At 61.4% G+C, this 26,563-nt stretch carries 26 protein-coding genes, 1 tRNA gene and 1 other RNA gene; 15 read left to right on the top strand and 13 right to left on the bottom strand.

What is annotated here, in order from left to right; genetic code table 11:
• Positions 1 to 13: 13 nt before the first annotated feature.
• Positions 14 to 1,318 carry an MFS transporter gene (locus HMPREF9697_RS16270; protein ID WP_002718337.1) on the bottom strand — a complete coding sequence of 435 codons (1,305 nt, stop codon included), beginning with the start codon at positions 1,316 to 1,318 and terminating at the stop codon, positions 14 to 16.
• Between the two features lie 143 nt (positions 1,319 to 1,461).
• Here HMPREF9697_RS16270 and HMPREF9697_RS16265 point away from each other — a divergent pair, with 143 nt between their 5' ends.
• Both HMPREF9697_RS16265 and HMPREF9697_RS16260 read left to right on the top strand, forming a co-directional pair.
• Entirely contained in the window at positions 1,462 to 2,109 is a 648-nt protein-coding gene (locus tag HMPREF9697_RS16265) for a DJ-1/PfpI family protein (protein WP_002718336.1), read from the top strand.
• Positions 2,110 to 2,174: 65 nt separating this feature from the next.
• Positions 2,175 to 2,579: a cupin domain-containing protein gene (locus tag HMPREF9697_RS16260; RefSeq protein WP_002718335.1), complete on the top strand. Its 405-nt coding sequence runs from the start codon at positions 2,175 to 2,177 to the stop codon at positions 2,577 to 2,579.
• A gap of 97 nt (positions 2,580 to 2,676) precedes the next feature.
• Here the strand turns inward: HMPREF9697_RS16260 and HMPREF9697_RS16255 are convergent, their stop codons facing one another.
• Positions 2,677 to 3,300 (bottom strand): helix-turn-helix domain-containing protein, encoded by a 624-nt coding sequence (locus HMPREF9697_RS16255; RefSeq protein ID WP_002718334.1) that lies wholly within the window; start codon positions 3,298 to 3,300, stop codon positions 2,677 to 2,679.
• 162 nt (positions 3,301 to 3,462) lie between these two features.
• Here HMPREF9697_RS16255 and HMPREF9697_RS16250 point away from each other — a divergent pair, with 162 nt between their 5' ends.
• Positions 3,463 to 4,488 (top strand): flavin reductase family protein, encoded by a 1,026-nt coding sequence (locus HMPREF9697_RS16250; RefSeq protein ID WP_002718333.1) that lies wholly within the window; start codon positions 3,463 to 3,465, stop codon positions 4,486 to 4,488.
• 171 nt (positions 4,489 to 4,659) lie between these two features.
• Here the strand turns inward: HMPREF9697_RS16250 and HMPREF9697_RS16245 are convergent, their stop codons facing one another.
• From HMPREF9697_RS16245 to HMPREF9697_RS16230, 4 genes are all read right to left on the bottom strand, one after another.
• Positions 4,660 to 5,337 carry a TenA family protein gene (locus HMPREF9697_RS16245; protein WP_002718332.1) on the bottom strand — a complete coding sequence of 226 codons (678 nt, stop codon included), beginning with the start codon at positions 5,335 to 5,337 and terminating at the stop codon, positions 4,660 to 4,662.
• Positions 5,338 to 5,559: 222 nt separating this feature from the next.
• On the bottom strand, positions 5,560 to 7,869 hold the full coding sequence (locus HMPREF9697_RS16240; protein WP_002718330.1) for a Tex family protein: 2,310 nt from the start codon (positions 7,867 to 7,869) through the stop codon (positions 5,560 to 5,562).
• Positions 7,870 to 8,553: 684 nt separating this feature from the next.
• Positions 8,554 to 8,630 (bottom strand) — tRNA-Arg (locus HMPREF9697_RS16235).
• Between the two features lie 142 nt (positions 8,631 to 8,772).
• Positions 8,773 to 10,206: an ATP-binding protein gene (locus HMPREF9697_RS16230; protein ID WP_002718329.1), complete on the bottom strand. Its 1,434-nt coding sequence runs from the start codon at positions 10,204 to 10,206 to the stop codon at positions 8,773 to 8,775.
• Between the two features lie 404 nt (positions 10,207 to 10,610).
• Between HMPREF9697_RS16230 and rpmH the strand changes: the two genes are divergently transcribed.
• The 10 genes from rpmH to HMPREF9697_RS16180 all read left to right on the top strand — a co-directional run bounded on the left by rpmH (position 10,611) and on the right by HMPREF9697_RS16180 (position 18,585).
• Positions 10,611 to 10,745: a 50S ribosomal protein L34 gene (gene rpmH, locus HMPREF9697_RS16225; RefSeq protein ID WP_006609582.1), complete on the top strand. Its 135-nt coding sequence runs from the start codon at positions 10,611 to 10,613 to the stop codon at positions 10,743 to 10,745.
• A 29-nt stretch (positions 10,746 to 10,774) separates the two neighbouring features.
• A complete protein-coding gene (gene rnpA / locus HMPREF9697_RS16220) occupies positions 10,775 to 11,170 on the top strand; it encodes a ribonuclease P protein component (RefSeq protein ID WP_002718328.1) in 396 nt (131 codons plus the stop codon).
• 3 nt (positions 11,171 to 11,173) lie between these two features.
• Positions 11,174 to 13,009, top strand: a complete 1,836-nt coding sequence (gene yidC, locus HMPREF9697_RS16215; RefSeq protein WP_002718327.1) for a membrane protein insertase YidC — start codon at positions 11,174 to 11,176, stop codon at positions 13,007 to 13,009.
• Between the two features lie 83 nt (positions 13,010 to 13,092).
• Positions 13,093 to 13,758 carry a ribosome biogenesis GTP-binding protein YihA/YsxC gene (gene yihA, locus HMPREF9697_RS16210; protein ID WP_002718326.1) on the top strand — a complete coding sequence of 222 codons (666 nt, stop codon included), beginning with the start codon at positions 13,093 to 13,095 and terminating at the stop codon, positions 13,756 to 13,758.
• Entirely contained in the window at positions 13,755 to 14,141 is a 387-nt protein-coding gene (locus tag HMPREF9697_RS16205) for a DUF423 domain-containing protein (RefSeq protein ID WP_002718325.1), read from the top strand. Before yihA ends, HMPREF9697_RS16205 begins: the two co-directional genes overlap by 4 nt.
• Before the next feature lie 84 nt (positions 14,142 to 14,225).
• The gene (gene argB, locus HMPREF9697_RS16200; RefSeq protein ID WP_002718324.1) at positions 14,226 to 15,113 is read left to right on the top strand and encodes an acetylglutamate kinase; all 888 of its coding nucleotides are present in this window, start codon (positions 14,226 to 14,228) and stop codon (positions 15,111 to 15,113) included.
• 40 nt (positions 15,114 to 15,153) lie between these two features.
• The gene (locus HMPREF9697_RS16195; RefSeq protein ID WP_002718323.1) at positions 15,154 to 15,846 is read left to right on the top strand and encodes a pyrimidine 5'-nucleotidase; all 693 of its coding nucleotides are present in this window, start codon (positions 15,154 to 15,156) and stop codon (positions 15,844 to 15,846) included.
• 152 nt (positions 15,847 to 15,998) lie between these two features.
• The gene (dapD, locus tag HMPREF9697_RS16190; protein ID WP_002718322.1) at positions 15,999 to 16,844 is read left to right on the top strand and encodes a 2,3,4,5-tetrahydropyridine-2,6-dicarboxylate N-succinyltransferase; all 846 of its coding nucleotides are present in this window, start codon (positions 15,999 to 16,001) and stop codon (positions 16,842 to 16,844) included.
• A gap of 3 nt (positions 16,845 to 16,847) precedes the next feature.
• The gene (dapE, locus tag HMPREF9697_RS16185; RefSeq protein ID WP_002718321.1) at positions 16,848 to 18,002 is read left to right on the top strand and encodes a succinyl-diaminopimelate desuccinylase; all 1,155 of its coding nucleotides are present in this window, start codon (positions 16,848 to 16,850) and stop codon (positions 18,000 to 18,002) included.
• Between the two features lie 10 nt (positions 18,003 to 18,012).
• Positions 18,013 to 18,585, top strand: coding sequence for a phosphorylase family protein (locus HMPREF9697_RS16180; RefSeq protein WP_002718320.1), 573 nt, complete (start codon positions 18,013 to 18,015; stop codon positions 18,583 to 18,585).
• Here HMPREF9697_RS16180 and truA read toward each other — a convergent pair.
• The 3 genes from truA to def are packed head-to-tail and all read right to left on the bottom strand — an operon-like array spanning position 18,579 to position 20,775.
• Positions 18,579 to 19,316: a tRNA pseudouridine(38-40) synthase TruA gene (gene truA, locus HMPREF9697_RS16175; protein ID WP_002718319.1), complete on the bottom strand. Its 738-nt coding sequence runs from the start codon at positions 19,314 to 19,316 to the stop codon at positions 18,579 to 18,581. The genes HMPREF9697_RS16180 and truA overlap by 7 nt on opposite strands.
• The gene (gene fmt, locus HMPREF9697_RS16170; RefSeq protein ID WP_002718318.1) at positions 19,316 to 20,248 is read right to left on the bottom strand and encodes a methionyl-tRNA formyltransferase; all 933 of its coding nucleotides are present in this window, start codon (positions 20,246 to 20,248) and stop codon (positions 19,316 to 19,318) included. The genes truA and fmt overlap by 1 nt, the downstream gene beginning before the upstream one ends.
• Before the next feature lie 11 nt (positions 20,249 to 20,259).
• On the bottom strand, positions 20,260 to 20,775 hold the full coding sequence (gene def, locus HMPREF9697_RS16165; protein WP_040307986.1) for a peptide deformylase: 516 nt from the start codon (positions 20,773 to 20,775) through the stop codon (positions 20,260 to 20,262).
• 159 nt (positions 20,776 to 20,934) lie between these two features.
• On the opposite strand from def, the gene HMPREF9697_RS16160 reads away from it, so the two are divergent.
• Positions 20,935 to 22,140, top strand: coding sequence for a DNA recombination protein RmuC (locus tag HMPREF9697_RS16160; protein WP_002718316.1), 1,206 nt, complete (start codon positions 20,935 to 20,937; stop codon positions 22,138 to 22,140).
• Between the two features lie 49 nt (positions 22,141 to 22,189).
• Entirely contained in the window at positions 22,190 to 23,545 is a 1,356-nt protein-coding gene (locus HMPREF9697_RS16155; protein WP_002718315.1) for an AmpG family muropeptide MFS transporter, read from the top strand.
• A 3-nt stretch (positions 23,546 to 23,548) separates the two neighbouring features.
• Here the strand turns inward: HMPREF9697_RS16155 and recR are convergent, their stop codons facing one another.
• From recR to ffs, 4 genes are all read right to left on the bottom strand, one after another.
• Positions 23,549 to 24,154: a recombination mediator RecR gene (gene recR / locus HMPREF9697_RS16150; protein ID WP_002718314.1), complete on the bottom strand. Its 606-nt coding sequence runs from the start codon at positions 24,152 to 24,154 to the stop codon at positions 23,549 to 23,551.
• Between the two features lies 1 nt (position 24,155).
• Positions 24,156 to 24,473, bottom strand: a complete 318-nt coding sequence (locus tag HMPREF9697_RS16145; RefSeq protein ID WP_002718313.1) for a YbaB/EbfC family nucleoid-associated protein — start codon at positions 24,471 to 24,473, stop codon at positions 24,156 to 24,158.
• Positions 24,474 to 24,493: 20 nt separating this feature from the next.
• Complete coding sequence (locus HMPREF9697_RS16140; RefSeq protein WP_002718312.1) at positions 24,494 to 26,368, bottom strand: DNA polymerase III subunit gamma/tau; 1,875 nt, start codon at positions 26,366 to 26,368, stop codon at positions 24,494 to 24,496.
• Positions 26,369 to 26,462: 94 nt separating this feature from the next.
• Positions 26,463 to 26,559: signal recognition particle sRNA small type (gene ffs / locus HMPREF9697_RS20590), an RNA gene on the bottom strand.
• Between the last annotated feature and the right edge of the window lie 4 nt (positions 26,560 to 26,563).

Genomic DNA, 26,563 nt, shown 5'->3' with positions numbered 1-26,563 from the left:
GGCTCATGATTCACTACAGGTCCTCGAAAGCAGTTTCCCGCGAAACCAGTGTCGCAATCAGCGTGATGGCGCCGAGCGCGATGAGGTACCAGGAAATCGGCGTCGTGGTGCCGTAGTAAGCAAGGAGTCCCGTTGCGATCATCGGGGCGAAGCCGCCGCTGATTGCCGCCGATACCTGCACACCGAGCGAGGCACCGCTATAGCGCACCTTCGTGCCGAACAGTTCGGGAATGAACGCAGCTTGCGGACTGAACATCAGACCGTGGGTAATACTCATGATGATCGCAATCGAAATCGCGATTGTCGTCGGGTCCTTGGTCGCGACCAGCGTAAACAGCGGGAAGGCCACAATCATCGATAGGATGGTACCTGCGATGTAGAGCGGCTTGCGCCCCACATAATCCGACAACAGGCCGAACAGCGGCAGCGTGACCAGTTCCAGAATCGCTGCGTAAAGCACCGCGTCGAGAATAACCGTCTTCGACAGATGAAGATGCGATGTCGCGTAGTAGACAAGGAAGCCGATCAGCACATACACCCACGCTACTTCCGATATCTTGAGGCCGACAGCGACGACGAAGTTCTTGAAGTCCTTGGTGAGAACGTCGAGGAGCGGAGCGTTGGAGATCTCACCCTGCTCCTGGACCTTCGCGAACTTCGGCGTTTCGACGAGCCGCATGCGCACGAACAGCCCGACGGCGACGAGGATCGCACTCAGCCAGAACGGAAGACGCCAGCCCCAACTCATGAACTGCTCATCAGGCAGTTTTGAGACGAGAAGGAAGATCAGGGTCGCGCACACCATGCCGAGTGGAAAACCGACCTGCACAAGGCTGCCGAGAAAGCCGCGCCGGTTGCGATCGCCGCTTTCGATGACCATCAGGGTCGCACCACCCCACTCACCGCCGATACCGATGCCCTGCGCCATACGCAGGATCAACAGCAGGATCGGAGCAAGAATGCCGACCTGATCATAGGTGGGCAGACAACCAATCAGGAACGTGCCCGCACCCATGATGATCATGGTCAGCGTGAGCATCGCCTTGCGGCCTAGCTTGTCGCCGAAATGGCCGAAGATTGCGCCGCCGAGCGGACGCGCGACGAAGCCAACCGCATAGGAGCCGAACGCGGCAAGCGTGCCGACGAGCGGATCGAAATTCGGAAAGAACAGCTTGTTGAACACCAACGCAGCCGCGGTGCCGTAGATAAGGAAATCATACCATTCGACCGTCGTGCCGAGCACGCTCGCCGCAACGATGTGTTTAATGCTGGACCCTTCCTTGGGAACAGCGGGATTAAGGACCTCTGCCGTCGACATTTGTTTCTCCCTAGTTGACTTTTGCGGGGTTTGTTTCCCGTCTTAAGAAACTTGAGCATCGTTGCAGAATGAAAAGTTGTCAACTAAGTTTCCTTTTGCGATACTTATTTTGACGAAGTTTCTTGCTGAGGAGGATATCTGGCATGTCAAACACCACGTTCATCATCCACGCCTATGATGATGTTGAACCGATCGACATCGGCGCAACATTCGGCGTTCTTTCAATGGCCAAGCGTGTCGATCCGGGTATTGAGATGGCTTTGGTGGCCAACAAGGCCGGTATAGTCCGTCTGGCCAATGGACTTGAGATCCTCGCGCCTTACAGCGTGACGAATTGTCCTCCCGGCGATGTGTTGATGATTCTCGGCGGGGCCGCATGGCCGGAGGTCAGCAAGGACGAACAGACTCTCAGCTTCATCCGGGCGTTCTCACGCAAGGGCATCGTTGCGTCAGTTTGCACTGGGGCGCTTATCGTTGCAGGCGCTGGCCTGCTCGACGGCAAGGAGGCAACCACCCGCCGTTACGCTCCTGCCGGCGTCGAGACGCCGCTCGCTTTGATGAAAAAGCTCTACCCCGGAGTGAATGGTACAGAAGCGCGGTTCGTTGATTCCGGAACGGTCGTGACCGGCGGCGGCGTCGCTCTGGCAATCGATACGACATTGCATCTGATCGCACGACTTCGCGGCGCAGACGTCGCGAGAGAGACCGCGCGCATCATCGAATATCGATGGAGCGGCGGCGACGGCGCGTTTTCCGAGGCCGCTGCTGCACCAAAAACCGTGGCCGCATAATCGAGTTGACATCTCATGTCATTTTGTATCCTAATAGGATACTTATTTAACAAGGAGGATACCCAATGGATCCGCGTTTCGTCACCAAGGAACCCACGCCAGGCGGCTCGGTCTATGTGAAGGTCACTGATATGGGCTGGAAGCCTTCCCAGTTCGAAGGCATCCAGATCAAGGTTCTGTATGAAAATCCGGCAAGTGGCGAGCTGACCTGCCTATTGAAGTGGGAGCCGGGCACCACGCTTCCATTCCACCAGCATCCGGAACTCGAGCAGAGCTACGTGCTCGAAGGCTCGTTCTACGACCATGACGGTATTTGTCGGGCCGGCAATTTCGTCTGGCGCCACCCGGGCTCCTATCACGAGACCAAGAGCGACGAAGGCTGCATCCTGCTCGCCGTCTATCGCAAGCCGAACAAATTCGGTGAAACCGCGGGGTTCGGCGTCGAGAAGGAAGACGCTCTCGCGAGCTGATTCAAGGCCACTATCGTTCCCCCAGCCTTGATCTCGGGGCGCTGCTCGCAGCGCCCCTTTTTTAGTGCTCTATGCCGCGTCCTTTTAGGAAGACGAACTAGCTGCGATTTTTCGGCTCGTACAGTACAACCAGCGCCTTGGCCTCGCCGTACTTTCCGCGCCCGCGATGCCGTTGGCGAGGATCGAAATAAATGCAGTCGCCCGGCATCAACTCGAAGGTTTCGCTGCCGACTTCGAATTCTACAACACCGCTGAGCACGAAGATCATCTCCTCGCCGCCATGCTCGAAAAACACTTCCTTGAGGATCTGCGAGGGGAAGGTGAACAGAAACGGCGACATGTGCTTGCCGACGGCATTCTGCACCAGCGACTGATAGTCGTAGCCGAATGACGTCGCACCACGTACGACATTGCGCCGCTCATCGGCCCGCACCACCGAAACACCTTCATAACCAAGCTCAGTGCGATCAGTGGTGCCGTTTTCAACGAGTCCGGCAAGGTCAGTACCGAGAGCCTTGGCGAGTTTCGACAACGTCCCCAAAGGCGGTGTCTGGCGACCTGTCTCGACCTTGGAAAGATAGCCCTTGGTGAGCCCGACCTCCTGCGCCAGCGAATCCAGCGTGCGCTCCCGCGCTTTTCGGAGTTGCCTGATCCGGCGTCCGAGCGTGTCAGTCTCCTGCTCGCTGTTAGACCCAGTTTCCAAGATGTCGGTAGCTGTCATTTCGAATCGTCAATTGCGCCAGAAACTCTTGATTATCAATAGTCCGGCGTAGTCGGAACCGTTTTCAGCAGATAATCCCATCTATAGCAAACTGCCAGCCACCCATCATTTGATCCTCCTCAAGTTTCCTGATAAGAAACATTCGGAACTCAGGGACGGCACATGCAGCGACAGTACAAAATCGCCCGGAAGGTCAATGAAACACCGAATACGATCTCCGTATTCCTGACATCGGACGAGACACTGAGCCGTTTTCAGGCCGGACAGCACCTTGCCTTCGACATTCCGGGTGTCGGCGAGCGCCCTTATGTGCTGTCAGCCTTTTCCTCCGACCCGAAGATTTATCGTATCACGGTCATTCATACAGACGTGAAGGATGCTGCGCGGGCAGCGTTCTTCTGGACCGATCAGGCAGAAAAAGGCGGCCTCATCCACGCGACTGGGCCGCAGGGTTCATTCCATCTCACCGCTGAACTCGACCGACCTGTCGTCATCTTCAGCAAGGACATCGGCGAGGCCGCCGTTACCGCGATGGCAGAAGAACTGGCCGTGAGAGCATCACGGCATCATGTCGTGTTCCTGCACAGCACGTTCAACAGTTCGACATTCGCCCTGAAGGGCAAACTGGGGTCGCTGAAAGCTGATCTGCCGAACAGCGTCTGGAAAGTCTGGTTCAGCAATCCGCGTCAGGTCGACCGGCCAGGCAAGGAATACGATCTCGGCGGCGAGATGCATCTGGACCAAGACGTGGAATTCCTCCCCTCCGAGGAGTTCGACGCCTACATTTGCGGCCCACGAGAGTTTGTTGCAGCGACTGAGGCGGCCCTGCGCGAAAGCCGCGTCGTATGCCGTAGGATCTACAAGCAGGAGATGGGTGCAACACTCGCTCCGCCAGCCGAAATTGCGGAGGAAAAAGAGCTACCGCCGCTCCATCCGCAATCGGTGACGTTCACGACATCAGGTATCGAGGCAATCTGGACCCCTGAACAAGGCACGTTGCTGGAATTCGCCGAAAGCCTCGGAATTAAGGCGCCCTTCAACTGCCGCACCGGTATGTGCGGCATGTGCGCACGCAAGGTCGTCGTGGGCGAGTTGATGAAAATCCGAGTCACGTCGGCAAAGACACGGGAGCACTGCCAGCTGATGTGCTCAAACATTCCCATGAGCAAGGTTGAGATCGAACTGTAGCAGGCAGGCTTCGCGCCCCTCCAGAGCCTTACTGCTCCACCGGCGCTAGATGCGAATATTGCCCGAGGACCACTTCTCAGGATCGAGAGCAGGCGCGGCACGCCTCAACTCCGCGGGCGATTGACGCGATGGAAATGGGAAGAAACCGCAAAACAGGAGATGATTGAAGTCCTAAGTAGTGGCATGCCGCTCAGCAACATCGAGACCCATCTGCCAGAACTCCGCCTCAAGCCTTGACGCTTTTCCAAACAGAGCAGCAAGCTCTGCAACGCGCTGTTCGGTCATCGCCCTCGCCGCGAGATCATCCAGATGACGTCGCGCCACGACAGCAACGTCCTGATACGACTCGCCTGCGTATTCACTAATCCATTCACGGTAAGGATGATTGCCGAGGTCCTCGATGCGGTTCGGCATCAGATTACGACCGATCTCAGCGTAGCCGATAACGCATGGAGCAAGCGCAACATGCAGATCGAGCAGATCCCCGGCCGCACCGCAATCCAACACGAAACGCGTATAGGCGATAGTGGCCTGATGTTCCGGGGTCGCCTCGATCTCCTTTGGCGAAAGACCCCAACGACCGCACAGCCGTATATGAAGGTTCATCTCGTCGAGAATGGCGGAAAGCCCTGCCTGCGCTATCCGCATGTCTGCAACAGTACGACTCTTGTAGGTGGCAAGCGCATAGGCTCGGGCAAATTGAACCAGGAACAAATAGTCCTGCACAAGGTAGGCGCGAAATGCTGCCTGCGGCAACGTACCCGTTCCGAGGCGAAGGACGAAGTCATGGCCGATATAGCTTTGCCAGTCCGCAATCGCCGCCGCCTTCAGCCGATCGAAAATATCCATTTGTCAGTCCGTTTGTAATCATATCGAATTCGAACACTACGGCTCTCCAACGAGCAATAGAGAATCCCGCCAAACCAACGAAGGAGCATCGCCATTCTTCGCCGGTTACGCTTGTTGTCGGCGAAATCTACCTCTGCCGAGGCCATGTCCGCTTTGCGCCGAAAGGAGCCCTTACGATCGCGATGGCACAGCCATTGCGACAGCCGAGCCCGCGCATTGCCTTCAGTCACGGAGACCTGCCCGTCGCAAGGCATCCGCCAACGCTCCGTCTGAAGTTTTCGTATTGCGGCTCGGGTTGTTGGCAAAACTGCGCTTGGCCGAAACGCGGTCGGTTCCAGCAGAGCGCTGCGGCTGCGCACCGATTTCATCGTCAAGACGAAGCGACAGGCTGATACGCTTACGCGGCTGGTCGACTTCCAGCACTTTCACGCGCACGATATCGCCCGGCTTCACCACGCTGCGGGGATCTTTCACGAAGGTCTTCGACATTGCCGAGACATGCACAAGGCCATCCTGGTGCACACCAATATCGACGAACGCCCCAAATGCCGCGACATTCGTTACAGCCCCTTCGAGCACCATACCCGGCCGCAGGTCGCTGAGTGTTTCGACGCCGTCCTTGAATTCCGCCGTCTTGAATGCCGGCCGCGGATCGCGGCCTGGCTTCTCGAGTTCCCGCAGGATATCCGTGACAGTGGGAATACCGAATTTGTCGTCGGCGAAAGCTTGCGGTTTGAGCGCGCGCAGAACCGGCGCGTTTCCGATCAGGCCGCGAATATCACTCTTGGTGGATTCCATGATCCGGCGCACTACCGGATAGGATTCCGGATGCACCGCGGATGCGTCCAGCGGATCGTCACCGCCGGAAATACGCAGGAAGCCGGCGCATTGCTCGAATGCCTTGGGGCCAAGTCTCGGCACATCCATAAGCGCTTTGCGAGAGCGGAACGAACCGTGCGCGTCGCGATAGGATACGATGCTTTCGGCAAGGCCGGCTCCAATTCCGGAGACGCGCGCCAGCAAAGGCGGTGAAGCGGTGTTCAGATCCACACCGACACCGTTGACGCAATCTTCAACCACCGCACCGAGCGATCTCGACAGTTTGAATTCACTGAGATCGTGTTGATACTGGCCGACGCCGATTGATTTCGGATCGATTTTCACCAGTTCGGCGAGAGGGTCCTGCAGGCGTCGCGCGATAGAGACCGCACCACGCAATGTCACGTCGAGATCGGGAAGCTCTTCCGACGCGTAAGCCGAGGCCGAATAGACTGATGCGCCCGCCTCTGACACGACGACCTTGTGCAGCTTGAGATCGGAGAGTTTTTTGACCAGCTCTATTGCAAGTTTGTCAGTCTCGCGCGAGGCAGTGCCGTTGCCAATGGCAACCAACTCTACCTTGTGCTCGCGCACGAGTTTCATCAGGACGGCGAGCGCTTCGTCCCATCGCCGCTGCGGCTCGTGCGGATAGATCGTGCTCGTGGCCACGACCTTGCCCGTGGCGTCGACGACCGCGACTTTCACACCCGTCCGGTATCCAGGATCGAGCCCGAGAGTCGGTCGTGCACCTCCCGGCGCAGCGAGCAACAGATCACGGAGGTTGGAAGCAAAAACGCGCACGGCTTCCTCTTCGGCCGCGCTCCACAGACGCATCCGAAGATCGATCGACAGTGTTGTAAAAATCCTCGTGCGCCAAGCCCAGCGTGCCGTGTCCACGAGCCATTTGTCCCCGGGACGGCCCTGATCAGCGATGCCGAAGGCACCCATGATACGCAACTCATACGCACTGATGGTCGGGCGCGTCTCCCCATCATCCGGCTCAACGGTCAGAGAGAGAATCTCCTCCCCTTCGCCGCGGGACAACGCCAGAACGCGATGCGACGGCATCTTTTTCAGGGCTTCCGAAAATTCGAAATAGTCCTTGAATTTCGCGCCGGCCTCCTGCTTGCCGTCACGCACGGTCGATTTAAGGCGACCATTCGTCCACAATTCCTCACGCAGCGCGCCAATGAGGTCTGCATTTTCCGCGAAACGCTCAACGAGAATAGCGCGCGCGCCCTCAAGGGCCGCTGCGACGTCGGCGACATTCTTGTCGACTGAGACAAATTGAGCCGCACTCGCCTCGGGTTCGTTCAGAGGCTGCGTCATCAAAAGGTCTGCAAGTGGCTCCAGACCCGCCTCCCTTGCCATCTCGGCCTTGGTGCGGCGCTTCGGCTTGTAGGGAAGATAGATATCTTCAAGCCGGCTCTTGCTATCGGCCGCCATAATCGCCGCTTCAAGCGTCGCGTCGAGCTTGCCCTGTTCGCGCACGGAGTCGAGGATCACCTTGCGTCGGTCCTCTAGCTCACGCAGATACCGCAGCCGCTCCTCAAGCGTGCGGAGCTGTGCATCGTCAAGCGAGCCTGTGACTTCCTTGCGATAGCGAGCAATAAACGGCACGGTAGCACCGCTATCGAGTAACTCTACGGCAGCTTGGACTTGCTGCTCTTTGACTCCGAGTTCTGTAGAGATTCGCGTCTGAATGGAAACCACCAAAAAGCACCTTATCGAGGAACGTTAGAGTGTGTTGCTAAACTAGGCAGCGGATATGGACTGCACACTCTTGATTCTTCAAGCTGCTGTTTGCGGATCACCGACTTTGTCGCGGCAACTCTGCGTGACTCCGCGACGAGCCTCCTCAACGAATCGAATGAATTGATGCCCAGGCTGGTTGAGGAAAGCAAAGTAGTTAACTTGAACGAGAACGCTTAGCCCTCCCAGAGCTACCGTATGTCGGGTCCATGTCCGCTTTGGATCAAAAGCAGAAATTCAAGATCGACAACTCAATTACAAACTCAGAGCGCTCTGTTCTCCAACAAAGTCTGTCCCCTGATGATTCTCTCTGTGGGTCCCAAATCCTGAACAAGCTCTCGGACATCTAGGCCACGGACAATTTGACGTTCGCGAAGCCAGGGGCCGCTTATTGCGCTGGCTCGATCACCGGGGCACAGCAACGTTCTGGTGTTTGGCCCGAAATGAGAAAGCCTCGACAGAGGCACCGAGATTTCAGATCCCCTGGATCAGGACTCAAGCCATGTCTTTTTCAGGTAAGGATCGTTAGACGACGAGCCCTGATCGACATCGCCTTGGCGCTGAAATGACGCGACCAACCTCACGATAACGCTTATGGTAACACTCGGTATCAGCGAGCGGGGTGACGGCTAAGTCATTGATAAATGGCGCGCCCGAAAGGATTCGAACCTCTGACCCCCAGATTCGTAGTCTGGTGCTCTATCCAGCTGAGCTACGGGCGCGTGTCGCGGATATGGGGCGAAAACGCCCTCGCGAGGGGGCATAGCTAACGGCTCCGGTGCGGCTTGGCAAGCTCGGTTTTGACAGGATCGTATACCGGCTGAAACGCCCCATTTTCCCAAGGCAGACCGCGGCTTACGCCCTTCAGGCGCGGGAACGCTCCTGCCGGAGTTGATGCAGCGGGATGGTTCGGTCGGGAATCACGATCCGGAAGGTCGCACCGATCGTCCCCTCCACCAGATCGAGCTGCCCGCCATGGGCACGGATGAGTTCGGCGGCGATCGCGAGCCCGAGTCCGGTGCCGCCATCGCGCGAGGAGCCCTGGAAGGCCTCGAACAGATGGGCGCGCGCCTGTTCCGGGATGCCAGGGCCGGTATCTGAAATCTCCAGCACCGCGACCGCACCCTCGCGGCGGCCCGCGATCCGGATCTGCTTCGGCGCGATATCGGCATGCGGCTGGCCTTCGAGCGCCTGAAAGGCATTGCGCACGAGATTGAGCAGCACACGAAACAACTGATCGGGATCTGCATCTACGACGAGACCGCGCTCGATCGCATTGCTCCAGACGATATCGGGATCGGTAGCGATGCCCGCGGATTCGCGCACTTCGTTGATGATCGGCTCTGCTGCCACCATGCGACGCTCCGGCCGCGCTTCCTGCACCTTGCCGTAGGAGAGCGTCGATTGACAGAACGCGATAGCGCGCTCGAGCGAACGCAGCAGCTTCGGCGCAAAACGCTGCACGCGCGGATCCGGCACGCTCGCGAGCTGGTCTGACAGAAGTTGCGAAGACGCGAGAAGATTGCGCAGGTCGTGGTTAATTTTCGAGACTGCAAGCCCGAGCGCCGCAAGATGGCTTTTCTGATGCAGCATCGAGACCAGATCGTGCTGCATGTCGGCAAGTTCGCGCTCTGCCACGCCGATCTCATCGGCGCGATTCGACGGCACGATCACGCGATCAGCGCTTTCCGGGTTTTCGTGGAAAGCAATGAGGCTCGCGGTCATCCGCCGCATCGGCCGCACGAACAGAAAATGCAGGGCAAGATAAATCAATCCCGCCGTGGCGATGGCGAAGCCGAACGATAGCAACAGCACGTTCGAGGAGAAGCGATACATCGCCTGACGCAGCGGCGCTTCATCCACCACGACCTCGATGAACTGCTCGCCCTGCGGCGCAGGTCCGATGATGCGGATGACGCCGTCGCCGCGTTCCAGCATCATCGAGAATGAATCGACGATAGCTTCCCACACGTTCATGGTCCGCATGTCGACGTCGCGCACCACGGCGGGCGGCATGTCCGCGACCGCAAGCAGGCGTCGCTGCTGGCCGGTCTTGATCGCGACCGCGCGCGCACCGATGCTTTGCAGGATGCTGCGCGCCAGCGAATCCGGCACCATGCCCGCCGGCGCGGCATCAAGCACCAGCGCCGCGGTGTTGGCTGCCGCGATCCGGTCGTTCAGGCGGTTGACGCTGAAATTGGCGATCGAGGGGACGTAGATCAGCACTTCGGCGATCATCACGAGGGGGATCGTCAGCAGCAGCAGCTTGCCGGACAGGTTGAGGCGCCCGCGCGGCATGGCCGGCCTCTCCTGCGACGTCATTGGCGGCACGCTTTCAGCCACGATCCGGCCCTTGATTTTCGATCTTCCGCACCGCCACAGTCGCACCTGCGGCTGGCCTCGTCAAACGCTCGAAATGCCTGAAATATATGAATATTTCAGGGCAGACTGGCTTCCGGCGCGGCAATGGGGCAATTTGCACGCTCCGTTGACGAAAACAGCCCGCTCCCGTATAAGCCCGGCCAATTGTCCGCGATGGCCCGGTTCGACCGGGCCGGTTCATTTAAGGGCCATGGTCACTTAGGACCTTGAACCGGCTGAACCCGGACGAAACCATTGAAACTTGCTCGGCAATTCGAATTTGCTCGGCACTCACTGGGGCGATACCGCGATCGGCGGACGCCCGGCAGCGGAGAACGACCGTGAAGCGGACTTATCAACCCAGCAAACTGGTGCGCAAGCGCCGTCATGGCTTTCGTGCGCGCCTCGCGACCACTGGCGGCCGCAAGGTTCTCGCTGCCCGTCGTGCGCGTGGCCGCAAGCGTCTGAGCGCCTGAACCGGCATCACGATGCGCCGGTTGACAACATGGACCGGTTGAAAAAACGCGCGGATTTCATTGCCGCCGCCCAAGGCCCCCGCATTGCCCGGCCCGCGTTCGTGGTGCAGTCGCGCTTTCGCGACGATACCGGCCCCACCCGCATCGGCTTCACCGTCACCAAAAAAGTCGGCACTGCGACCGAGCGCAACCGCGTGCGCCGCAGGCTTCGCGAAATGGTCAGGCTGGCCGGTGTCATCGCGCCGCCATCGCCTCGCGACTATGTCATTGTCGGCCGGCGCGGCGCGCTGGAACGTGAATTCTCCGTCATGATTGAGGATTTCCGTTCCGCGCTCATGCGTCTGGCCCGTATGAAGGATCGCGACGGCGATTCTCATTCTGCCCGCCCTTCACCAAAATTCTCTCAGCCTACCCGCGAGACCTGACCGATGACCGACAATCGCAACACCATCATCGCCGTAGTTTTGTCCGGCCTCGTGCTGCTCGCCTGGCAGTATTTCTACAACATGCCGCAGATGGAGAAGCAGCGCGCAGCGCAGCAGGCGCAGATGCAGGCCGCCAACCCGGCCAACTCCTCGGCACCCGCCGCGACCACGCAGACCCCGGCCGCCGGCAGTGCTGCACCCACTCCGAATTCGCCCGGCACCGAGCAGCAGCAGGCTGCGCCGGTGAAGGACCGCGCCGAAGCGATCGCCTCCTCGCCGCGCGTCAAAATCGACACGCCGAGCCTGATCGGCAGCATCGCGCTGAAGGGCGCGCGCATCGATGACGTCGCCTTCGTAAAATATCGCGAGACGGTCGATCCGAAATCTCCGGCGGAAGTGCTGTTCTCGCCGTCGGGCACCAAAGCGCCTTACTATGCCGAGTTCGGCTTCGTACCCGCCGCGGGCGCAGCCACCAAAATGCCGGGCAGCGATACCGTCTGGACCCAGCAGGGCTCGAACGCGCTGACGCCCTCGACGCCGGTCGTCCTGAAATACGACAATGGCCAGGGCCTCGTCTTCACCCGCACCATTTCGGTGGACGACAAATACGTTTTCACCATCAAGGATGAAGTGGCCAACGCCGGCTCGACTGCCGCGACGCTTTATCCGTTCGGCCTGATCTCGCGGCATGGCCTGCCGGAGACGTCCGGCTATTATATTCTGCATGAAGGCCCGATCGGCGTTCTCGGCGACAAGGGCCTGCAGGAATTCACCTACAAGAAGATGGACGAGGCCAAGTCGGCCGAATTCAAGGTCACCAACGCCTGGCTCGGTATCACCGACAAATACTGGGCCGCGACGCTGCTGCCAGATCCCGCCGCCGCACTGACCGCGCGCTTCTCGTCGAATCTCTCCGGCAGCACCCGCGTCTACCAGACCGACTACCTGCTCGACCCGGTCACCGTGCAGGCCGGCGGCAATGCGACCACCACCACGCATCTGTTCGCGGGCGCCAAGGAAGTCTCGACCGTCGACGCCTACGACAAGCAGCTCAAGCTCAACCGTTTCGAACTGCTGATCGACTGGGGCTGGTTCTACTTCATCACCAAGCCGATGTTCTGGACGATCGATCATCTGTATCGCCTGTTCGGCAACTTCGGCATCGCCATCCTGCTCGTCACCGTCATCGTGAAGGCGATCTTCTTCCCGCTCGCCAACAAGTCCTACGCCTCGATGGCGAAGATGAAGGCCGTACAGCCGCAGCTCGCCGCGTTGAAGGAGAAATATCCCGACGACAAGATGAAGCAGCAGCAGGAAATGATGGAGATCTACAAGAAGGAGAAGATCAATCCGATCGCGGGCTGCCTGCCGATCGCGATCCAGATTCCGGTCTTCTTTGCACTCTATAAGGTGCTGTTCATCACCATCGAGATGCGTCATGCGCCGTTCTTCGGCTGGATTCACGACCTCTCCGCGCCGGACCCAACGCATGTCTTCAACCTGTTCGGCCTCCTGCCCTACGACCCTAGCGCGGTGCCGGTGATCGGCCATTACCTCGCGATCGGCGCATGGCCGCTGATTATGGGCGTGACCATGTGGTTCCAGATGAAGCTCAATCCCGCGCCGCCGGACCCGACGCAGAAGATGATCTTCGACTGGATGCCCGTGATCTTCACGTTCATGCTGGCGAGCTTCCCCGCCGGTCTCGTGATCTACTGGGCCTGGAACAACACGCTCTCCGTGCTCCAGCAGAGCGCAATCATGAAAAAGAACGGCGTGAAGATCGAGCTGTTCGACAATGTGAAATCAACCTTTGCCGGCACAAAGAAACCCGGATAGCCGCGCCAAACGTTGCAATCATCATCTCATCGCGATGCCCGGCCTTGTGCCGGGCATCCACGTTTTTGTAGTCTCGAAAGAACATGATGACCGAACCAGACGCTGAACTGATGGAAGCCGGCCGGAAGCTGTTCGCCGGCGACTGGCAGTTCTTCTGGGCTTCGCCCTCCATCGAGACACTGCCGCCGATGCAGGGCGTCGAGATCGCTTTCGCCGGTCGCTCCAATGTCGGCAAGTCGAGCCTCATCAACGCGCTGACCAACCGCAACGCGCTGGCGCGCACCTCGCATACCCCGGGTCGCACGCAGGAGCTGATCTTCTTCAAGGGACCGGGGCCGCTCGACGAACGTACGCCCGAACTGCGGCTCGTGGACATGCCGGGCTACGGTTACGCTTCCGCTCCAAAAACCCAGATCGCGTCATGGACCAAGCTGATCCATAGCTTCCTGCACGGCCGGGCCAATCTCGCGCGCGTCTACGTGCTGATCGACTCCCGGCACGGCTTCAAGGACGCCGACAACGAGGTGCTGACCACACTCGACAAGGCTGCCGTCAGCTACCAGATCGTACTGACCAAGACCGATCAGGTGAAAAAGGCCGCGCTCGACGAAACCATGGCCACGATGGCGGACAAGCTGCGCAAGCACCCGGCCGCCTTCCCAGAACTACTGGTGACATCCTCGCGCGACGGCGGAGGCATGGCTGAGATGCGCGCGGCCATCGTCAAACTGTTGAGGGAGCGGGCATGACTTCCACCCTGTCGCTGCGAATCGCGGCGGCTCTTGCAGGCTTGATGGGCGCCATCGGCGTAGCACTCGCCGCTGCTGCCGCGCATCTGGCGGACGCAAGACAACTCGGCATCGCCTCCTCGATGCTGCTGTTCCACGCCTGCGCAGTGATCGGCACGGTGCTGCTGGTTCATCAAGGGTTGGTGAGGCGACGCCTCGGGCTGACGGCAGCCTACGGCTTCGTACTCGCCGGTATCCTTTTCGGTGGCGACCTCGTCTCATTGCACTATGCCGGTCACAGCCTCTTCCCGATGGCCGCTCCGACTGGGGGTACCCTGTTCATTGTCTGCTGGCTGATGGTTGCCGCCGCCGCACTCAGCCTGAGCCGGACACCCCGCGCCTGAGGTGCTTTGCACCGTCACATCAATCGGCTAAACCCTTCCCGCCCAGCCAAACCCTTGGGCCACCCGCCACTCAAGGTTCGTTTCATGTCCGAGATAAGCCCGCAGGATCAGGCCCGCATTCTGTCCGAAGCGCTGCCGCATATGCAGCAGTACGATGAGGAAACCATCGTCATTAAGTACGGCGGTCACGCCATGGGCGAAGAAAACCTCGCCCGCGACTTCGCGCGCGACATCGTGCTGCTGGAGCAGACCGCGATCAATCCGGTGGTGGTCCATGGTGGCGGCCCGCAGATCGCCACCATGTTGTCGCGCCTCGGCATCAAGTCCGAATTCGCAGCCGGACTGCGGATCACCGACGCCTCCGCCATCGAGATCGTCGAGATGGTGCTGGCGGGATCGATCAACAAGCAGATCGTCAGCCACATCAATGCGGCGGGCGGCAAGGCCGTCGGCCTGTCCGGCAAGGACGGCAATATGGTCACCGCCGTGAAGGCGACGCGCACCATGATCGATCCGGATTCCAACATCGAGAAGGTGATCGATCTCGGCTTCGTCGGCGAGCCCGACAAGGTCGACCTCGCGCTCCTGAATCAGTTGATCGGCCACGAACTCATCCCGGTGCTTGCGCCGCTGGCGGTGTCCTCCGACGGGCAGACCTACAACGTCAACGCCGACACCTTCGCTGGCGCCGTCGCCGGTGCGCTGCGCGCGAAGCGGCTGTTGCTGCTGACCGACGTGCCCGGCGTGCTCGACAAATCCAAAAAGCTGATCCCCGAACTGTCGATCAAGGATGCGCGACGGCTGATCGCGGACGGCACCATTTCCGGCGGCATGATTCCGAAGGTCGAGACCTGCATCTACGCGCTGGAAGCGGGCGTCGAAGGCGTCGTCATTCTCGATGGAAAAACGCCACATGCCGTGCTGCTGGAGCTGTTCACCAATCAGGGCACCGGCACACTGATGTACAAGTGACGGAGCGGATGCGAACGGCTGGCGCCGCTTCCAGAATATCATGACCGACATACGCGGCTTCGACCATATCGACACCTGGGTGTTCGATCTCGACAACACCCTTTATCCGCACCACGTCAATCTGTGGCAGCAGGTAGACGGTCGCATTCGCGATTTCGTCGCCAACCAGCTTAAGGTCGAGGCTGCGGAAGCGTTCCGCATCCAGAAAGACTACTATCGTCGCTACGGCACCACGATGCGCGGCATGATGACCGAGCACGGCGTCAGCCCCGACGATTTCCTCGCTTACGTCCACGACATCGACCATTCGCCGCTCGAGCCGAACCCCGCGATGGGACAGGCGTTAGCCAAATTGCCCGGCCGCAAGCTGATCCTGACCAACGCTTCCGTCGCCCACGCCGACAAGGTGCTGGAACGGCTCGCGCTCGGCGTCGAATTCGACGGCGTGTTCGACATCATCTCGGCGGAGTTCGAGCCGAAGCCCGCGCGCCAGACCTACCGCCGCTTTCTCGATTTGCACGACGTCGACGCCTCGCGCGCGGCGATGTTCGAAGACCTCGCCCGTAACCTCGCCATCCCCCACGAGCTCGGCATGACCACGGTGCTGGTGGTGCCCGACGGCACCAAGGAGGTCGTGCGCGAGGCGTGGGAAATGGAGGGCCGCGACGCCCCACACGTCGATCACGTCACCGAAGATCTGACGGGATTTCTGGCGGCTCTCAGCAACCACTAACCCCGTCATGCCCGCACTCGTCGCGGGCATGACAACTAGCAATCTAGTTGTACCTTGCTCTCCTTAGGGTTTTCAGCCAAAGAATTACAACAAACTCGCAATTCAAGCGAGTTGGCAACAATTCTTATCGCACTGATTTTCCAAGGAAACCGATGTCTCTCTCCGCTCTCGAAACCACGCTGAACACAGCCTTCGACGCCCGCGACACCGTCAACGCCTCGACCAAGGGCGAGGTGCGCGATGCGGTGGAGCTCGCGCTCGATATGCTCGACAAGGGCGAGGCGCGGGTCGCGGAGCCGCAGGCGAACGGCGAGTGGAAGGTCAATCAGTGGCTGAAGAAGGCCGTGCTGCTGTCGTTCCGCCTCAACGACATGGCGCCGATTTCCGGCGGCCCTGGCGGTGCGCACTGGTGGGACAAGGTGCCCTCGAAGTTCGAGGACTATTCCGAGCAGGCCTTCCGCGACGCCGGTTTCCGCGCGGTTCCCGGCGCGATCGTCCGTCGCTCGGCCTTCATCGGCAAGAACGTCGTGCTGATGCCGTCCTTCGTCAATCTCGGCGCCTATGTCGATGAAGCGACCATGATCGACACGTGGTCCACCGTCGGCTCGTGCGCGCAGATCGGCAAGCACGTCCACATCTCCGGCGGCGTCGGCATCGGCGGCGTGCTCGAACCGCTGCAGGCCGGCCCGGTCATCATCGAGGATGACTGCTTCATCGGCGCGCGTTCGGAAGTCGCTGAAGGCGTCATCGTGCGCAAGGGCGCGGTGCTCTCGATGGGAGTGTTCATCGGCGCATCGACCAAGATTATCGATCGCACCACTGGTGAAACCTTCATTGGCGAAGTACCGGCCTATTCCGTCGTCGTGCCGGGCTCGCTGCCCGGCAAGCCGCTGAAGGATGGCTCGCCCGGCCCATCGCTCTACTGCGCGGTGATCGTCAAGCGCGTCGACGAGAAGACCCGTTCCAAGACCAGCATCAACGAACTGCTGCGGGACTGACAAATGACCAAGGCGCTCGACGTCGCCCGCGATCTGTTGCGCTGCCCTTCGGTGACGCCGGCAGACGCAGGCGCGCTCGGCGTGCTTGAAAAGCTGCTGAAGGGCGCCGGGTTCGAAACCCACCGTCTGACCTTCAGCGAACCGGGCGCGGACGACACCGACAACCTCTACGCCCGCATCGGCACGGCCGCGCCACACATTACCTTCGCTGGCCACACCGACGTGGTGCCGCCGGGCGACGACAAGGCGTGGTCGCACAATGCATTCGCGGGCGAGGTGGACGGCGGCGTGCTCTATGGCCGCGGCGCGGTCGACATGAAGGGCGCGATCGCCTGCTCGGTCGCCGCCGTGCTCGATTATCTGCAAGAGAACGGCGGCAAGCCCAAGGGCTCGATCTCCTTTCTTATCACCGGCGATGAAGAAGGCCCCGCCGTCAACGGCACCGTGAAGCTGCTCGACTGGATCGCGAAGCGCGGCGAGAAGTTCGATCATTGCGTGCTGGGCGAGCCGAGCAACGTCAATGCGCTCGGCGACTGCATCAAGGTCGGGCGGCGCGGATCGCTGTCCGGCACATTGATCGTCGAAGGCAAGCAGGGCCATGTCGCCTATCCCAACCGCGCGCATAATCCCCTGCCGGACATCGCAGCACTCGTCAGCGCATTGAACGCCGATCCACTGGATCAAGGGACCGATCACTTCCCGCCGTCCAATCTCGAATTCCTGTCGATCGACACCGGCAACCCGGCCTGGAACGTGATCCCTGCGCAGGCTCGCGCGCGCTTCAACATCCGCCACAACGATTGCCGCACACAGGACGCGCTGCGCGCGCTGATCGAGGGACGCGTCGAAAAGCTCTCCGGCAACCACACCACCGCACGCGTCGAATGGGAGCCGTCGAACGCCGACGCCTTCCTGACGCAACCCGGCCCCTTCACCGATCTCGTCGTCGCCGCCATCGAAGAGGTGACCAAGCGGCCGCCGAAGCTCGACACCGGCGGCGGAACATCGGACGCGCGCTTCATCACTCATTATTGTCCGGTGCTCGAATTCGGCCTCGTCGGCCAGACCATGCACCAGATCGACGAACGCACACCGGTCGCCGATCTTGAGGCGCTGACGAAAATCTATCGCGGCGTACTGGATCGCTACTTCAAGTGAGGGCGCGCGCATGAGCGGCAACATTCTCGTTCTCACCGCCATCGACGACGAACTCGACAAGGCCCGCGCCCCCGAAGGCATCGAGGTGATCTACACCGGCGTCGGCAAGGTCAACGCGGCAAGCGCCGCGACGCTCGCGCTGCTGGTGCTGCGCCCGCGTCTTGTCGTCAATTACGGCACCGCCGGCAAGATTCACAAGATGCACAGCGGCCTCGTCGAGGTCGCGCACGTCATCCAGCGCGACATGATGGCGATGCCGCTGGCGCCGCGCGGCCGCACGCCGTTCTCGCCGGAGATCGATCGCCTTTCGTCGGGACAGGACGGCGTGATCTGCGGCACCGGCGACAGCTTCGTCACCGCAACTGACCCGTGGCTGGTCGAGAATAACATCGACATCGTCGACATGGAGCTTTACGCCATCGCCCATGTCTGCCAGCGCCATTCGCTGCCATGGCGCGCATTCAAGTTCATCACCGATGAAGCCGACGACAACGCCGCCGATCACTGGCAAGACAATGTGAAGGACGGCGAGGAGCTGTTCTGGGACGCGATGAAGCCGCTGCTCGCGCAGACCGCTCAGTAATCTACTCTCACCAGATACAGACCATCCGGCGGCGCGACGGGACCGCACGCCGCGCGGTCGCGCGCATCGAGCGCTTTCCGCATGTCGGCGGCGGTCCATCGCCCGTGCCCGACCCAGACCAGCGAGCCGACCATCGAGCGCACCTGACTGTGCAGGAACGAGCGCGCCGAGGTGACGATATTGACGGCATCACCCTCGCGCACGACATCGAGTTGGTCGAGCGTCTTCTCCGCTGACTTCGCCTGACATTCCGTGTCGCGGAACGTCGTGAAATCGTGCTTGCCGATCAGCACCTGCGCGGCCTCCTGCATCGCCACCACGTCCAGCAGACGCGCCACACGCCACGCGTGCCCGACATCGAGCGCGAGGTTCGCCCGCCGGTTGCTGATGCGATAGATGTAGTGTCGCTTCATTGCCGAGAACCGCGCCTCGAACGTCTCCGGCACGATCTCCGCAGACAGCACGCCGATGGGATGCGGTCGCAGATGCGCGTTCAGCGCGTCGCGCACCCGGTCGGCGCGATAGGTTTTCTCGAGATCAATATGCGCGACCTGGCCGAGCGCATGCACGCCGGCATCGGTGCGACCTGCACCATGAACACGCACGCGGCTACCGGTCATCGCCATCACGGCATCTTCCAGCGCGCCCTGCACTGACGGGCCGTTGTCCTGATACTGCCAGCCACAAAACGGCGTGCCGTCATATTCGATGATGAGTTTGTAGCGCGGCATCAAACCACACTCAGCGGCGGCGCGAGCGGCGTGCCGCGCAGGAAATCCGGCGCGGTCATCGGCTGCTTGCCCGCGCGCTGCACCTGAAGAAGACGGATCGCGCCGCTCCCGCAGGCGATCGTCAGCCGGTCGTCAAGCAACGCGCCCGGCTTGCCCGCCCCTTGCGCGAGTTCGCAACGAAGCACCTTGATGCGGACAGGCGCGCCGTCGATGTCCACCTCGAACCACGCGCCGGGAAATGGCGACAGGCCGTGGACGTGGCGCAGCACCTCGTGCGCGGGCTTCGTCCAGTCGATCTTCGCCTCAGCCTTGCCGATCTTGGCGGCATAAGTGACGCCAGCGTCATCTTGCGGCGTGAGATCGAGACGGCCCTGCTCCAGCGCGGCAATCGCCCGCACCATGAGATCGGCGCCGCGCGGCGCCAGCGCGTCATGCAGATCCTGCGCCGTCATATCGTCAGTGATGAGCAGGCGATCCGTCATCGCGACGTCGCCGGTATCAAGACCGACATCCATCTTCATGACCATGGCACCGGATTCAGCATCGCCGGTCATGATTGCGCGCTGGATCGGCGCAGCGCCTCTCCAGCGCGGTAGCAGCGAGGCATGCAGGTTGAAGCAACCGCGCGGCACGGCGTCGAGAATGTTTGCAGGCAGGATCATGCCGTAGGCGACGACGACGGCAGCCGCGGCATTGTGGGCGCGAAACTCGGCTTCCGCTTCCGGCGTCTTCAGCGTTGAGGGCGTCAATACGGAAAGGCCGAGGTCGCGCGCCGCCTGCTCCACCGGCGTCGGCTGCAGTTTCATGCCGCGCCCGGCAGGCTTCGCCGCGCGGGTATAGACCGCCGCGATGTCATGGCCGTGCGCGTGCAATGCGCGCAGCGTCGGCACCGCGAAGTCCGGCGTGCCCATGAAGATCAGACGAAGCGGCATGGTGCTCGCTGTTACTTGGCCGCGAGCTTCGCGGCCTTGGTGAACTTCTTCATCACGCGGTCGCGCTTGAGCTTGGACAGATAGTCGATGAACAGAACGCCGTTGAGATGGTCGATCTCATGCTGGATGCAGGTGGCATAAAGCCCTTCCGCATCTTCCTCATGCACCTTGCCGTCGAGGTCCATGAAGCGCACGCGCACCGATGCTGCCCGCTCGACTTCCTCGTAATATTCAGGGATCGACAGGCAGCCTTCTTCGTAGACCGAAAGATCGTCCGATTTCGACAGAATTTCCGGGTTGATGAACACGCGCGGCTCGGTCTCACCTTCCTTCTTAGCAAGGTCCATGGTGATAAGCCGCAGCGGCACCGCCACCTGAATGGCGGCAAGGCCGATGCCCGGCGCGTCATACATGGTTTCGAACATATCTTCGGCGAGGGCGCGCACCTCGGGCGTGATTTTTGCGACGGGATCGGAAACAACGCGCAGGCGCTTGTCCGGGATGCTGATGATTTCACGAATGGCCATGCCCGCGATGTAATCGGACTGCCTGCCGGGGTCAAACGGGGATTGAGTCCTCAAAACAACTGTCTTTCCGCTGCGGAAAACCGGTGCATCAAGGAATTATTAACCATAAATGTTCCCCATTCGTTCCTATTCGACAGCGAATCGCGCTACAGTGCGGCGATGAATGAGATTTTGTTTTCCATCGGTGACGTCCCCGTCCGCACTGGTGCAGCCCTGCTTGCCTTCGGCGTGCTGGCGCTTGTGCTGCTTGCAATCATCGCCCTCATCATCTCCCGCTCGGGGAGCAAGAACGCCGCGCTCGCCATGGCACAGGCGATCCGCGCCGACGAACTGGAGGAGCGCTTGAGCGAAGTGCTGCGTACCCAGAACGAAGCCGCGGGCCGCGTGCATGAAATGGGACAGGCGCTCGTCGGGCGGCAGGCAGAGATGGCGCGTGCGGTGAACGAGCGGCTGGATTCGGTGACGCATCGCGTCGGCCAGTCGATGGAGCAGACCACCCGCAACACCATGGACAGTTTGCGCGTGCTGCACGAACGCCTCGGCATCATCGACAGCGCGCACAAGAACCTCACCGACCTCACCACGCAGGTGACGACGCTGCGCGACGTGCTCGCCAACAAGCAGGCGCGTGGCGCGTTCGGCCAGGCGCGCATGGAAGCCATCGTGCAGGACGGCCTGCCGAAGGGCTCGTTCGCGTTCCAGCATACGCTGACCAACAACAAGCGCCCGGACTGCGTAGTGTTTCTGCCCGATCAGCGGCCGCTGTGCATTGACGCCAAATTCCCGCTCGAGGCTGTGACGGCTCTGCGCGAGGCCAAAAGCGACGACGAGCGCAAGTTCGCCTCGCAGCGCCTGCGACAGGACGTGATGAAGCACGTCGCCGACATCGCCGACAAATATCTTGTCCCGGGCGAAACGCAGGACACGGCCTTGATGTTCGTGCCTTCCGAATCCGTCTATGCGGAGATTCATGACGGTTTCGATGACGTGGTGCAAAAGGCCTATCGCGCTCGCGTCGTGCTGGTGTCGCCCTCGCTCTTGATGCTCGCGATTCAAGTGATGCAGCAGATCATGAAGGACGCGCGGATGCGCGACGCGGCGGGCCAGATCCGCACCGAGGTCATGACCATGTCGGACGATCTCGCACGGCTGCGCGAGCGAGTGCTGAAACTGCAAAATCACTTTGGACAGGTGAACGAGGACGTCCGCCAGATCCTGATTTCCGCCGACAAGATCGAGAAGCGTGCAGGCCGCATCGAGGAACTGGATTTCGGCCAGAACGAAGAGGCTCCCGCCAGTTCCGAGAGCGCCCGGGGACCGGACCTGTTTCCGGCTCAACCACGGAAACTGCAGGCGGGCGAATAGCTCCGCAGCCGTCTCCCGGGGAGGCGTGCGAATCTGCTAACACCTCTCCATGACATCTCCCGAGAGCGTCGAGAAAACCTCCATTACCACCCGTGCTTCGTGGCGCGACGCGCTTGCGGTCTATCTGCAGCCGCGCGTGCTGGTCGTGCTGTTCCTCGGCTTCTCGTCCGGCCTGCCGCTGGCGCTGTCGGGCTCGACACTTCTGGTGTGGATGCGCGAAGCCGGTGTCGATCTCAAGACCATCGGGTTGTTCGCGCTGGTCGGCACACCCTACACCATCAAGTTCTTCTGGGCACCGCTGGTCGATGCGCTGCATGTGCCGATCCTGACCCGCCTGCTCGGGCGGCGGCGGGCGTGGCTGATCTTTTCCCAATTGGTGCTGATGATCGCGATCGTGCTGCTGGCCGTGAGCGATCCGACCAAACCGCTTGGCGTCGCGCTCGCAGCACTCTTCGTCGCGGCGGCCTCCGCGACGCAGGACATCGTGATCGACGCCTTCCGTGTCGAAAGCCTGCCGGAAAACGAACAGGCCGCGGGCATGGCCTCCTATGTCGCGGCCTATCGCGTCGGCATGCTGCTCTCGACAGCAGGCGCTCTGTTTCTTGTCAGCGGATTCGAAGCGTTGGGCTTCGTTCGCCATGCCGCATGGCAGTGGGGTTATGTCGCGATGGCGGCGCTCGTCGTCATCGGTATTGTCACGGCGCTCTTTGCGACAGAGCCGGAAGCCTCGCGCAAGGCCGAGGCCAGTACCGAGCGCGCATTCGGGCGCATAGTCCACGCCGCAGCAGGCGCATTCACCGAGTTCGCCCGCTACAAGGATGCGTGGGCCATTCTCGCCTTCGTGGTATTGTTCAAGTTCACCGATGCCTTTTCCGGCACCATGACGGCGCCCTTCGTCATCGATCTCGGCTTCACCCGCAACGATTACGCCGCCATCGTGAAAGGATTGGGCCTCGCCGCCACGCTGCTCGGCGGATTCGCCGGCGGCTTTCTCGCCAGCCGCTACTCGCTTGTCGCAAGCCTGTGGATCGGCGGCATGCTGCAAGCCATCGCCAATCTGTCGTTCTCATGGCTCGCCCTCGTCGGCATCAACCATTATGCCCTGGCGGTTGCCATCACCGCCGAGAATTTCACCAGCGCTGTCGGCACCGTGATCTTCGTCGCCTATCTCTCCGCGCTGTGCCGCAATCCCGCGCACACCGCGACCCAATACGCGCTGCTCACCGCGCTGGCCGCGATCGGCCGCACCTACCTGTCATCGGGTGCGGGCTATGTCGCGGCAGCCACGGGCTGGGCATGGTTCTTCGCGATCTGCATGGTGGTGGCGGTGCCGAGCTTCATGTTGCTGGCGTGGCTGCAGGCGCGCGGACACTTCGAGACGTTGACCGCACCGATGAAACCCTGAGTGTCAGAACAACGTGCGCTGGCGCATTGCCGCCGACAGCGTGCCCTCATCGAGATAGTCGAGTTCGCCGCCAACCGGCACACCATGCGCCAGCCGCGTCACCTTGACGCCGGCGTCCTGCAACAGATCGGTGACGTAATGCGCCGTGGTCTGGCCATCGACCGTGGCATTAAGGGCGAGAATGATCTCCGTCACGTCCGAAGCCTGCGCGCGCGTCACCAGCGCGTCGATGGTGAGATCCTGCGGTCCAATGCCATCGAGCGGTGACAATGTCGCGCCCAGCACATGATAACGGCCCTGCGTCGCATGCGCCCGCTCCAGCGCCCAGAGATCGGCGACATCGGCAACCACGACGATGATCGACGGATCGCGGCGCGGATCGGTGCAGATCGTGCACGGATTCTGCGTGTCGATATTGCCGCAGGTGCTGCACACCTGAATGCGCTCGATCGCGACCTGCAGCGCGCTGGTAAGGGGTGCCATCAGCGCTTCGCGCTTCTTGATGAGATGCAGCGCCGCACGCCGCGCCGAACGCGGGCCAAGGCCCGGCAGCCGCGCCAGCAACTGGATCAGCCGCTCGATCTCGGGTCCGGCAACCGTGGAGGCCATGTCAGCCGAGGCCCAACCCCGGAATGTTGAGGCCGCCGGTGATGGCTTGCATCCGCTCCTGCATCGCCTCTTCCGCCTTGCGGCGCGCGTCGTTCTGGGCTGCGACGAGAAGATCCTCCAGCACCTCGCGCTCCTCGGCCTTCATCAGCGAGGGATCGATAGACACAGACTTCAGTTCCATCTTCGCGGTCATGCGCACGGTGACCATGTTGCCCCCAGCCGAGCCCTCGACCTCGATCAGATCGAGCTGCTCCTGCATTTCCTTCATTTTCGACTGAAGCTGGGCGGCCTGCTTCATCATGCCGAGAAAATCAGCCATTCATTGTCCTTCTCACAATCTCAGAGATCATCATCGTCACCATCGGCGTCGTCCTCGATGGGCATGACCGCCGGCGGCGGCTCCGGCGCGAGACGCCGCACATCAACCACCTGGGTGCCAGGGAACGCCGCCATCACCGCCTGCACGCGCGGATCAGCCTGTACGTCCTCGGTCAGTTTATCCTTTTGCTCCCGCGCCTGCGCGCGCAGCGTCGGCTGGCCTTCCTCGTTGGAGACGATCACCGCCCAGCGGCGGCCGGTCCATTGTTCAAGCTTGCGCTGCAGATCGTTGACCACCGAGCGCGCGGCGCTGCGCTCGAGTGCAATCTCGAGCCTGCCGTCTTCCATGCGCACCAACCGCAGGTCAGCCTCCAGCGCGGCCTTGAGCGCAATATCACGTTTCTCGCTGGCGAGCGCGACGATTTCGGGGTAACTCGACAGCCGCAATGTCGGTGCCGCCTGCGTCGCTGCGACTTCCACGGGTCGCGGTTGCTGCCGAGCCATTGTCTCGTTGCCCGTGCGTGCACCAGCTAAGCCCATCACAGGCGATACAATTCCACGCGGCGCCGCGTTCCGATCAGCTAGCGCGGATGGCACAAGCGAGCGAGGCGCAGCACCCCCGCTGGAAACAGCCGACGACGCAGCCGGTGCACCTCCGCCCTCACCGATCATCTTGATCGCTTCATCCGGCGTCGGCAGGTCCGCGACATAGGCGATGCGGACCAGCACCATTTCGGCGGCGGCCTGTGGGCGCGTGGCATTCTGCACTTCAGCAATGCCCTTGAGCAGCATCTGCCACATCCGCGACAGCACGCGCATCGAGAGCTTGGTGGCGAACTCGCGGCCGCGCGTGCGTTCCGCTTCGCCGAGCGCGACGTTATCCGCCGTCGCGGGCACCACCTTCACGCGTGTGACGAAATTCACGAATTCGGCGAGATCGCTCAGCACCACGACCGGATCGGCGCCGGTGTCGTACTGTTCGCGGAATTCGGCAAAGGCGCTGGCGATGTCGCCCTTGGCAAGATGTTCGAACAGATCGATTACGCGCGTGCGATCGGCGAGGCCGAGCATCTGCCGCACATCTTCGGCACGCACGAGACCCGCCGCATGCGCGATCGCCTGATCGAGCAGCGACAGCGAATCGCGCACCGAGCCTTCGGCCGCGCGCGCGATCAGCCCCAGCGCCTCGGGCTCCGCCTCGACGCCTTCGCGCGTTACGATGTTGCCGAGATGGGACATCAGCACGTCGGCATCGACACGGCGCAGATCGAAGCGCTGGCAGCGCGACAGCACCGTCACCGGCACTTTGCGAATTTCAGTGGTCGCGAACACGAACTTGGCGTGCTCCGGCGGCTCCTCCAGCGTCTTGAGGAAGGCGTTGAACGCCTTCTCCGACAGCATGTGGACTTCGTCGATGATGTAGACCTTGTAGCGCGCGCTCGACGGCGCATAACGCACGCCGTCGGTGATCTGGCGCACGTCGTCGATGCCGGTGTGCGAAGCCGCGTCCATTTCGAGCACGTCGATGTGACGGCTCTCCATGATCGCCTGACAGTGGACGCCGGGCGTCGGCATGGCGATGGTCGGCCCCTTCACCGAGCCATCGGGCAGTTCGTAGTTCAGCGCGCGCGCCAGGATGCGCGCGGTCGTGGTCTTGCCGACGCCGCGCACCCCGGTGAGAATCCAGGCCTGCGGAATGCGTCCGGTCTCGAACGCATTCGAAACGGTGCGGACCATTGCCTCCTGGCCGATCAGATCGTTGAAATTCGAAGGACGATATTTGCGCGCCAGAACGCGGTAGCCGGATGCGCTTGCGGTCCCAGCCGCTCCCGTATCGGCGAGGCCAAGGCCCGCTTGATCGCCCGCACTCAGGCCTGGGAGGTCGGAATCGGGCATCGAACGATCCGCATTGGTTCATCGGGCGCGCCGCTCTGCCACGCGAAACGGCGGGCAGTCGACCAGCATCGCGCCGGCCCCGGCATGAAAAGAGGTAGGAGACTGACGAGCGACCCGATCCGGACCTCGTTAGGGCTGCTTCCTTCCGGACCTGACCCGGTTGGCGAGTGGCTCGTCCACCGCCAATCTCCCGAC

The sequence above is a fragment of the Afipia felis ATCC 53690 genome (assembly GCF_000314735.2).
GTDB classification, from domain to species: Bacteria; Pseudomonadota; Alphaproteobacteria; order Rhizobiales; family Xanthobacteraceae; genus Afipia; species Afipia felis.
Note: the sequence above shows the minus strand (reverse complement) of the source record. Positions and strands in the feature narration are given on the sequence as shown.

What these genes read in the sequence shown, in the direction of transcription:
- HMPREF9697_RS16260 (WP_002718335.1), top strand. Translation starts at nt 2,175, where the DNA reads ATGGATCCGCGTTTCGTCACCAAGGAACCCACGCCAGGCGGCTCGGTC.
- HMPREF9697_RS16195 (WP_002718323.1), top strand. Translation starts at nt 15,154, where the DNA reads ATGACCGACATACGCGGCTTCGACCATATCGACACCTGGGTGTTCGAT.
- fmt (WP_002718318.1), bottom strand. Translation starts at nt 20,248, where the DNA reads ATGCCGCTTCGTCTGATCTTCATGGGCACGCCGGACTTCGCGGTGCCG.
- recR (WP_002718314.1), bottom strand. Translation starts at nt 24,154, where the DNA reads ATGGCCTCCACGGTTGCCGGACCCGAGATCGAGCGGCTGATCCAGTTG.
- HMPREF9697_RS16160 (WP_002718316.1), top strand. Translation starts at nt 20,935, where the DNA reads ATGAATGAGATTTTGTTTTCCATCGGTGACGTCCCCGTCCGCACTGGT.
- HMPREF9697_RS16180 (WP_002718320.1), top strand. Translation starts at nt 18,013, where the DNA reads ATGAGCGGCAACATTCTCGTTCTCACCGCCATCGACGACGAACTCGAC.
- HMPREF9697_RS16245 (WP_002718332.1), bottom strand. Translation starts at nt 5,337, where the DNA reads ATGGATATTTTCGATCGGCTGAAGGCGGCGGCGATTGCGGACTGGCAA.
- truA (WP_002718319.1), bottom strand. Translation starts at nt 19,316, where the DNA reads ATGCCGCGCTACAAACTCATCATCGAATATGACGGCACGCCGTTTTGT.
- HMPREF9697_RS16230 (WP_002718329.1), bottom strand. Translation starts at nt 10,206, where the DNA reads ATGCCGCGCGGGCGCCTCAACCTGTCCGGCAAGCTGCTGCTGCTGACG.
- HMPREF9697_RS16265 (WP_002718336.1), top strand. Translation starts at nt 1,462, where the DNA reads ATGTCAAACACCACGTTCATCATCCACGCCTATGATGATGTTGAACCG.
- yihA (WP_002718326.1), top strand. Translation starts at nt 13,093, where the DNA reads ATGATGACCGAACCAGACGCTGAACTGATGGAAGCCGGCCGGAAGCTG.
- HMPREF9697_RS16250 (WP_002718333.1), top strand. Translation starts at nt 3,463, where the DNA reads ATGCAGCGACAGTACAAAATCGCCCGGAAGGTCAATGAAACACCGAAT.
- HMPREF9697_RS16255 (WP_002718334.1), bottom strand. Translation starts at nt 3,300, where the DNA reads ATGACAGCTACCGACATCTTGGAAACTGGGTCTAACAGCGAGCAGGAG.
- def (WP_040307986.1), bottom strand. Translation starts at nt 20,775, where the DNA reads ATGGCCATTCGTGAAATCATCAGCATCCCGGACAAGCGCCTGCGCGTT.
- rnpA (WP_002718328.1), top strand. Translation starts at nt 10,775, where the DNA reads ATGGACCGGTTGAAAAAACGCGCGGATTTCATTGCCGCCGCCCAAGGC.
- HMPREF9697_RS16140 (WP_002718312.1), bottom strand. Translation starts at nt 26,368, where the DNA reads ATGCCCGATTCCGACCTCCCAGGCCTGAGTGCGGGCGATCAAGCGGGC.
- dapE (WP_002718321.1), top strand. Translation starts at nt 16,848, where the DNA reads ATGACCAAGGCGCTCGACGTCGCCCGCGATCTGTTGCGCTGCCCTTCG.
- HMPREF9697_RS16145 (WP_002718313.1), bottom strand. Translation starts at nt 24,473, where the DNA reads ATGGCTGATTTTCTCGGCATGATGAAGCAGGCCGCCCAGCTTCAGTCG.
- HMPREF9697_RS16205 (WP_002718325.1), top strand. Translation starts at nt 13,755, where the DNA reads ATGACTTCCACCCTGTCGCTGCGAATCGCGGCGGCTCTTGCAGGCTTG.
- HMPREF9697_RS16270 (WP_002718337.1), bottom strand. Translation starts at nt 1,318, where the DNA reads ATGTCGACGGCAGAGGTCCTTAATCCCGCTGTTCCCAAGGAAGGGTCC.
- yidC (WP_002718327.1), top strand. Translation starts at nt 11,174, where the DNA reads ATGACCGACAATCGCAACACCATCATCGCCGTAGTTTTGTCCGGCCTC.
- argB (WP_002718324.1), top strand. Translation starts at nt 14,226, where the DNA reads ATGTCCGAGATAAGCCCGCAGGATCAGGCCCGCATTCTGTCCGAAGCG.
- dapD (WP_002718322.1), top strand. Translation starts at nt 15,999, where the DNA reads ATGTCTCTCTCCGCTCTCGAAACCACGCTGAACACAGCCTTCGACGCC.
- HMPREF9697_RS16155 (WP_002718315.1), top strand. Translation starts at nt 22,190, where the DNA reads ATGACATCTCCCGAGAGCGTCGAGAAAACCTCCATTACCACCCGTGCT.